Raw genomic sequence first — 6,786 nt, forward strand, 5'->3', positions numbered from 1 at the left:
CGGCTCAAAGCTACCGGCACGGTCACGTGGTGTATTCAATTCAAAGCTGCCGGCGGTGCTTTTCATGGTTTTGGCAGAGCTGCCGTTCTTGCGATTAGGGGCTTCATCTTGCTCAAGGTGCTGCTCTAACTCGGCCTGCATCGCTGCTTCGGTCAGTTGTTTAATTAACGGCGTTAAGATACCGTCTTTACCAGACAAACCTTTGCCATCACGTAATGCCTGAATGGCTGCTTGTATATCGAAAGTTGGGTTGGTCATGTGTCATCTCGTTTTCGCTTAGTTTAATGAAATGACACAGAATTTTGAACACTACCAGTGAAGAGCGTTGCCCTTTTCAAGACGCACCTACTAAATAATTACTCACCTTTGTCAATCAGTGTAGCTGGGGCCAAACTGTGTCACGCTCGTATATAAGACGGCGTGACTTTAACAACGTTTGTGCTGCTCCAGAGCATCATTGCCCGTCAACAGATAGCTCACTGCTCAGAAACCGGAAGTAAAAGTTACCAAGCCAACTCGTGAGCTTTGCCGCATAGGTAGCTGATAGTTTTTGACGTATTGAAGAAACATCAAGCCATAAGCTTGCGCCGCGCAGCCAGCAGTAACCCAAAAGCCAGTGTGAAGAAACTAAACGTGCCACCACTGCTGCCACTATCGCTCCCTGAGCCACCATCGCTACCACCAGTACCAGGAGAGACTTCATCGTCAGTAATAGTCACGGTCGCAGTTGTCGCGCCAGAGGTTAACCCCTCGGTGACAGGAGCAATATCTACGGCAAAAGTGCGTGAGCCCTGGTAGGTACTGTTGTTTGTAATATTCACTGTTACGGTGGCTGACTCTTGGCCATCAGCAAAGGTTAGAATTGTATCTATCGCAGTAAAGTCTGTACCGGCAATTGCGGTTTGATTACGGGTAGTCACGGATACGACTGCTTCACCATCCATACCATTGGTGCGGTTAATGGTCAGCGTTACGCTGCCAGCATTTTCAGCGACTGTATAGGCACTTTGTGCCAATGAAACATTTCCAACCACGGGCAAGTCCGTTGACTGAATATTTACCTGCATTTGTTCTGTTGATACTGAACCTGCAGTGGCATACATCATTTTCACAGCAAACTGCGTATCGGTATGTTTGCCATCGCGCTCTAGCGCTGTAAATTCTACATCCGCGTAAGCTTCACCAGTGGCGAATGTGGCTTCCTTCCAACCGAAGTGAAAATCACGTAATTCCCACGCGGTATTATCAATGGCCATTAAGTTTACCGACACAGGCTGTGATAAATCGCCGGTGCGCTGTAAGCGCAAGGTGTGCTTACCAGACCCGGAATCAACAATCATGCTGTCCTGCGTAAACTCAACATTGCTACTTACTGCGACTTTATCTGCTACAGATGCTAATAAAGGAGCATTAGTGCGAACCGCATCTGAGTTGTCGGCGACCCCGGTAATACCGCAAGCTTCACCTTGAACCTCTATTGCAGGATCTGAGAAAAACAGGTGTACATCACCAGATGCCATTACGGTCTGCTTTTTCAAACTTGAGTCAGGAGACAGCTCGCCACAGAAGTGCGCTTGATGGCCTTTTCCGTCAACATCTTCATTAGGATGATTGGCGCCTAAAACGTGGCCGACTTCGTGGATAGTAACGCTACCGTATTGCTCAAGGTACTTATCAATATTCCATTGGTCATCACCACTGGCAATCATGCCTGCCATATTGGTTGCGTAATCGTCATACGTGACAGAGCCGCTAAAAAATCCGCCTAATCCGACGATGTTCGAACCGCTATCGCGCCCTGTACGCAAATAGTGAAAAGTGTCAGCTCCACTTTGACTGAACAATCTATATGCATCTTGATAAACCGGTGTGTTGCAGAACTCCGGCGCGAAGTCTAACCAATCGCCGGTAGTACATTGTGCTATTTCACCGAATTCATCATAAAGTGCATCCGTATTACCAAGCTCTGGCAATTCAACATCCAGCAGATGAATGTACGCTACGCGATACCGGGCATTGATGTTGTTCGTCTCAAAAGCGGCGTTAACCTTATCGAACTGCTCCTGTACGCGGTTATGCATAAATTGGGCGCCATTCTCGATAGGCCTATTGTTATCATCGAACCGAAGTGGCTGAGATAAATCCTCAATATATGACGGATGAACGTACACTATTACATCGATAAAATTATCAGCTGCGGCCTGAAAGTTCGTCGTACGAACTGCACCATCAGCAAAAGGCGCAGCTTTTTTTGCGATAGCGGCACTAAAACGCTTCTGGCCTAGTTGGTTGATAATCGGATTGGTCAATTCATCATGACCGCAGCTTGCTACATGGACATGCGACTGAGCAAATACAGTCATTGATGTTGCTGCCAGAATGCCTGCAGCCAATGCATTTTTCTTGAGGTTGTACATGTTCAACACGCCCGCCATTATCTAATAGGTTCTTTGCGTCTACAGTTTTTCAACTGAAGCCTTAGACACAAATCTAAGCAATGCTTAGATTATAAGCAAGCAGAAATTTACCTAAAAGGGCTAACCGTAGTTTCATCCAGAGATTGTAAGCAATATTACATTGAAGGTGTTCACATTGATGGACCATTTGGACGGTGTTTGCCGTACGAGGCAATCATCGCAGCCAGTCCATCTTCTTCGCAATAGAAATACGCCGTTGGCATTTTGAGAATTTTTGCTAATTGTCGAACAAAATTATAATCCGGTGTATGGACAGCGTTTTCGTACTGACTCATTCTGGCGCTGGCGACATGTTCATCTAAGCCCGCTGCGATCCCCAGACTTTCCTGAGTCATTTTTGCAGCGAGCCTGGCAGCTTTCAAGCGCTTGGGTAATGGCAAACTAGATTTTGCGGACATCGTGGCACCTGAACTAAATTGGTGCCTAAGATTCTCTTAGAAATGACAACTTTCTTTGTTAAGTAATACTTAGGTTGTGTATGCTCTTTTTGAAGCTATTTCTCCATTGGCGAACTTAAAGCAGAGTTCAGCTTATTGGATAACTTTAAGTACAAAGATAAGTGGTGGGTTATCGATATTGGCGGTAATAACTTATAAGAAGGCTGGCCTTTATCGAGTTCAGACACAACCGGATTTACGTTAAGCACATTATCACTCACAAAGAGTATGACGTGCTTTGTAAAAAGTACCGATAACAGGAGGCTCAACGAATGTTAGCTACAGCAGAAGTCACTAAAATGGCGGGTTCCATTACCGCCCAGCTGCCGATACTGGCGGGTATCAGCACGGCTGCAGAGCATCAGCAGGCGCTGGCCTTAATGGAGCAGCTGCTTGAACAGTACGACGATAACCTAATCATCATTGAAGCGCTTAGCAATGCGATTACACGCTATGAAAAGGGATCACTGCGGTTTGAGGTGTTTAGCAGCAGGCAGGACGATTTAGACCCCGCCGTGGCGACGCTGAGAGTCCTGATGGAACAACACAATCTTAATACCACGGATTTTGAAAATGAGATTGGTAAAAAAAGCATGGTATCGCAGGTGCTGGCAGGCAAAAAAAAATTAACCAGAGAACACATAGCTAATCTGGCCAGCCGCTTCGACGTCAGCCCAGTATTATTTTTTTAACAGTGTAGTGGCTCATATCTTATCTGACAGTTTAGCCGAGAGGTTCCAATCTAACCCGACAGTCAGTTATGAGCGAAAAGCAGAGATTCAGCACCTCAACACAATCCGCATGCGAATGACCGCTTTTACCGCAAAACCGGACATGAAGCCCGGTTTATTTAAAACGAAATTATCGGTCTATAGGGCTAATTGTCCCTGATGAATGTTGACCGATGACATGTGTATATATTTGAGTTGTCTTCAAATCCGTATGCCCTAACAGCTCTTGAACTGTACGAATGTCTGTTCCCGCTTTTAAAAGCTGCGTTGCGAAAGAGTGCCTGAATGTGTGTGCGGTAACGTGTTTCTGAACACCTGACCGTATAATACCATTCCATCTTAAAGTTTGTTCAGTACAGCCCACTCTCTAGAGCACATCTTGATCACTCGATGGGTATCGCTGATAAAGCTGTTCCAGTCAATGCCGACCGCTCCAATTTCAACTTCACCATGCTTTCTAATGCCAAGCCGCAGCATGGTCAATGTCCGGTTAAAATCGATTTTAGTGCAAGAGCCGCAGAGCCGCGCGATGCGATTAAAGGGCAAATCGCTCGGATTTACTTTTACATGCACGACCGTTATGACCTCAACATGTCTCGCCAACAACAGCAGCTTTTAATGGCTTGGGATAAGCAGTTTCCCGTTACCGAGTGGGAGCGCGAGCGAGATAGACGCATTGCAAAACGTATGGGGCATTCAAATCCCTTTGTAACCGGAGAGCGCACCTGGTCTCTTGGGCATAAAAACCGCGCTGAGGGTGTGGTAACCCAGCTGCTATCAAGGCAAACACAGCAAACCCATGCACCCATTGAGATAAAAACATCTTTTAAAACAGATTGTTGCTCCATAGCACCGATTCCTTTTTGTGCAACGTAATTAAAAAGTTAAATTATAGTGATTAATTTATGCATTAAAAGAGGCGAAAGCAAGAAATGGTGTCAGGGTAACTATCTAATAACAAATGCGGGAAGGTAATGCTTACTAGATTCTGCAACCAGCAACGTTATACTTACTCTCAAATAAGGGCTTGGAGCTAGCTATGACTGAACCAACTACTTATCCCGGTAACGAGCAAGGCTACAAAGGCTATCACGCCGACTGGCCGCAAACCGTACGTGAGTTGGCAGGATGCTGGCAGGAGTTACCGCAGCAGGAAGAACTGCGTGCAGGGCAAGGCAAAGATATACCGCGAGAGTCGCTTTGATTTTTGGGCTAAATCCTTTAAATAGCGTTCCTACTTTGCCTGCTTACCATTGCAATAAAACCTCTTTGTGAATAATTTTGCTACTGCGCCGGGTTGACCAAAAACCCCGCTTAACGCCCTTGCTGGCGCTGCTGCAACCGGCCAGAATAGCGCCATCTTGCAGTTGAGGTGGTTATGGTTAATCTGGCGTTGCTGGGCGCGTTTATTCCGACGTTTTTGTTTGTTTCGGTTACCCCGGGCATGTGCATGACACTGGCGATGACGTTGGGCATGAGCCAGGGCGTGCGCCGTACGCTGTGGATGATGTGGGGCGAAATGCTCGGCGTGGCGTTGGTGGCAATACTGGCGGTGTGCGGTGTGGCGGCGATAATGCTGCAGTTTCCGGCTTTTTTTCAGGGTTTTAAAGTTGCCGGTGCGGTATATCTCACTTACATAGGCCTGCAAATGTGGCGTGCTAAAGGCAAACTGGCGTTGCCGCAACCAGGCGAGCTGCCTGCCAGGCTGGCGCGGCGTACTTTATTTAGCCAGGGTTTTATTACGGCAGTGTCTAACCCCAAAGGCTGGGCGTTTCATATGGCGCTGCTGCCGCCCTTTATCGATAGCCAGCTGGCATTCTGGCCGCAGTTGCTGGTGTTAGTGGCAATTATTCTGTTGCTGGAATTTGGCTCTATGTTGCTGTACGCCAGTGGCGGCAAAGCTTTGGCGCTGTTTTTTAGTAAAACTAACCGGGTGCAGTATTTAAACCGCATCGGCGCCAGCCTGATGTTTGGCGTGGCGCTGTGGATGTTACTTGGCTAATACCGCATAGCACCGCGGTGAGTTTAACCGACGTCACGCCAGTTTAAGCCTGATGCTAAAGCGGGTAGAGCGCGCATCTGATTCGACGCTTAACTGGCCCTGATGAGCTTCGACTATGGCTTTGGTAATGGCTAGGCCCAAACCCGAGCCTTCTATCTGGCGTTGGCGCGAGGCGTCAGCACGATAGAAGCGATCGAATAAAAACGGCAAATGCTGTGGCGGGATCGGCTGGCCCGGGTTTTCTACCGTGATGGTGGTGCTGTCGGCTGCTGCGGTGGTGCTGACGGTAATGGTTTCGCCGGGCGGGGTATACCTAAGCGCATTGGATAATAAATTGGTCAGGGCGTGGCGCAGCAAGGTGCGATCTGCCTGCACAATAATATTGGCACCGTGATAGCTAAGGCCAACCTGACTTTCTGCCGCCCAGGCTTCGAAAAAGTTGAAAATTGCGGCCACTTCCTGCTTTAGCTCCAGCGGCTGCTTTTGCAGTGTTAACAGGCCATTGTCACTTTTGGCCAGCCACAGCATATCGCTAATCATTTTATTCAGCCGCTCCAGCTCTTCCAGATTGGAGAACAGCAGATTCTGGTACTCGTCGGCGCTGCGCGCGCGCGATAAGCTGACCTGCGTTTGCGTGATCATATTGGTCAGCGGCGTGCGCAGCTCGTGGGCGATGTCGGCACTAAAGTGCGACAGCTTGGTAAACCCCTGCTCCAGCCGATCTAACATCAGATTAAAAGACTGCACCATGTGGCGCAGTTCGGTCGGGACCTCGCCCGGGGACAAGCGAATATCCAGTTTACTGGTTTGAATATCACGCATTTGTTCGCTAAGGCCTCTGAGTGGATTCAACCCCTGATGCACCGCCAGCCAGGCCGCCAGCAAGGTGAGCAGTGCAGAGCCGAGTAAAATCAGCCCCAGGCTGCGCTGTAACTGCGCCAAGAAATGGGTATGAAAACTGATATCAATAGCAGCAATTACCTTATAGTGCTGATCTGCCGTGGTCAGGCGGCTGAACACACCGCGATAGGCTTTGCCGTCCAGCTGCCAGTGGTGGATGGTTTTGGCATTGTAGTCGGCGCTGGCCGGGGTGTTGGCAGCCAGCAGGCTTAAGTCAACGTCGGCATTGCGGTACAGTA

The 6,786-nt window shown here is 48.4% G+C and carries 10 protein-coding genes; 5 read left to right on the forward strand and 5 right to left on the reverse strand.

Annotated elements, in window-relative coordinates; all coding sequences use genetic code 11:
• The 3 genes from BLW68_RS20640 to BLW68_RS20650 form a co-directional block, all read right to left on the reverse strand.
• Positions 1-258 (reverse strand): transposase (locus BLW68_RS20640; RefSeq protein WP_177172299.1); only part of this gene is annotated, 258 nt, incomplete at its 3' end.
• A gap of 311 nt (positions 259-569) precedes the next feature.
• The gene (locus BLW68_RS20645) at positions 570-2,417 is read right to left on the reverse strand and encodes a Calx-beta domain-containing protein (protein WP_177172314.1); all 1,848 of its coding nucleotides are present in this window, start codon (positions 2,415-2,417) and stop codon (positions 570-572) included.
• Positions 2,418-2,587: 170 nt separating this feature from the next.
• Positions 2,588-2,875, reverse strand: coding sequence for a helix-turn-helix domain-containing protein (locus BLW68_RS20650; RefSeq protein ID WP_092797152.1), 288 nt, complete (start codon positions 2,873-2,875; stop codon positions 2,588-2,590).
• Positions 2,876-3,078: 203 nt separating this feature from the next.
• Here BLW68_RS20650 and BLW68_RS21715 point away from each other — a divergent pair, with 203 nt between their 5' ends.
• On the forward strand, positions 3,079-3,171 hold the full coding sequence (locus tag BLW68_RS21715; RefSeq protein ID WP_425438506.1) for a type II toxin-antitoxin system HigB family toxin: 93 nt from the start codon (positions 3,079-3,081) through the stop codon (positions 3,169-3,171).
• Positions 3,172-3,186: 15 nt separating this feature from the next.
• On the forward strand, positions 3,187-3,606 hold the full coding sequence (locus BLW68_RS21520) for a helix-turn-helix domain-containing protein (protein WP_092797154.1): 420 nt from the start codon (positions 3,187-3,189) through the stop codon (positions 3,604-3,606).
• A gap of 169 nt (positions 3,607-3,775) precedes the next feature.
• On the opposite strand, the gene BLW68_RS20665 is transcribed toward BLW68_RS21520, so the two are convergent.
• On the reverse strand, positions 3,776-4,009 hold the full coding sequence (locus tag BLW68_RS20665; RefSeq protein ID WP_008950847.1) for a tyrosine-type recombinase/integrase: 234 nt from the start codon (positions 4,007-4,009) through the stop codon (positions 3,776-3,778).
• Positions 4,010-4,035: 26 nt separating this feature from the next.
• Here BLW68_RS20665 and BLW68_RS20670 point away from each other — a divergent pair, with 26 nt between their 5' ends.
• The 3 genes from BLW68_RS20670 to BLW68_RS20675 all read left to right on the forward strand — a co-directional run bounded on the left by BLW68_RS20670 (position 4,036) and on the right by BLW68_RS20675 (position 5,647).
• On the forward strand, positions 4,036-4,521 hold the full coding sequence (locus tag BLW68_RS20670) for an endonuclease I family protein (RefSeq protein ID WP_218141421.1): 486 nt from the start codon (positions 4,036-4,038) through the stop codon (positions 4,519-4,521).
• Between the two features lie 163 nt (positions 4,522-4,684).
• A complete protein-coding gene (locus tag BLW68_RS21220) occupies positions 4,685-4,849 on the forward strand; it encodes a hypothetical protein (RefSeq protein ID WP_177172315.1) in 165 nt (54 codons plus the stop codon).
• A 174-nt stretch (positions 4,850-5,023) separates the two neighbouring features.
• The gene (locus BLW68_RS20675; RefSeq protein ID WP_019677812.1) at positions 5,024-5,647 is read left to right on the forward strand and encodes a LysE family translocator; all 624 of its coding nucleotides are present in this window, start codon (positions 5,024-5,026) and stop codon (positions 5,645-5,647) included.
• Positions 5,648-5,680: 33 nt separating this feature from the next.
• Here the strand turns inward: BLW68_RS20675 and BLW68_RS20680 are convergent.
• The coding region (locus BLW68_RS20680; RefSeq protein ID WP_092797156.1) for a heavy metal sensor histidine kinase at positions 5,681-6,786 on the reverse strand (1,106 nt) is incomplete at its 5' end.

The organism is Rheinheimera pacifica (assembly GCF_900108485.1).
GTDB lineage: Bacteria > Pseudomonadota > Gammaproteobacteria > Enterobacterales > Alteromonadaceae > Alishewanella > Alishewanella pacifica.

Bases quoted from the DNA above. Each gene is read 5' to 3' on its own strand.
- BLW68_RS20645 (WP_177172314.1), bottom strand. From the start codon at position 2,417: ATGTACAACCTCAAGAAAAATGCATTGGCTGCAGGCATTCTGGCAGCA.
- BLW68_RS20650 (WP_092797152.1), bottom strand. From the start codon at position 2,875: ATGTCCGCAAAATCTAGTTTGCCATTACCCAAGCGCTTGAAAGCTGCC.
- BLW68_RS21520 (WP_092797154.1), top strand. From the start codon at position 3,187: ATGTTAGCTACAGCAGAAGTCACTAAAATGGCGGGTTCCATTACCGCC.
- BLW68_RS20670 (WP_218141421.1), top strand. From the start codon at position 4,036: ATGGGTATCGCTGATAAAGCTGTTCCAGTCAATGCCGACCGCTCCAAT.
- BLW68_RS21220 (WP_177172315.1), top strand. From the start codon at position 4,685: ATGACTGAACCAACTACTTATCCCGGTAACGAGCAAGGCTACAAAGGC.
- BLW68_RS20675 (WP_019677812.1), top strand. From the start codon at position 5,024: ATGGTTAATCTGGCGTTGCTGGGCGCGTTTATTCCGACGTTTTTGTTT.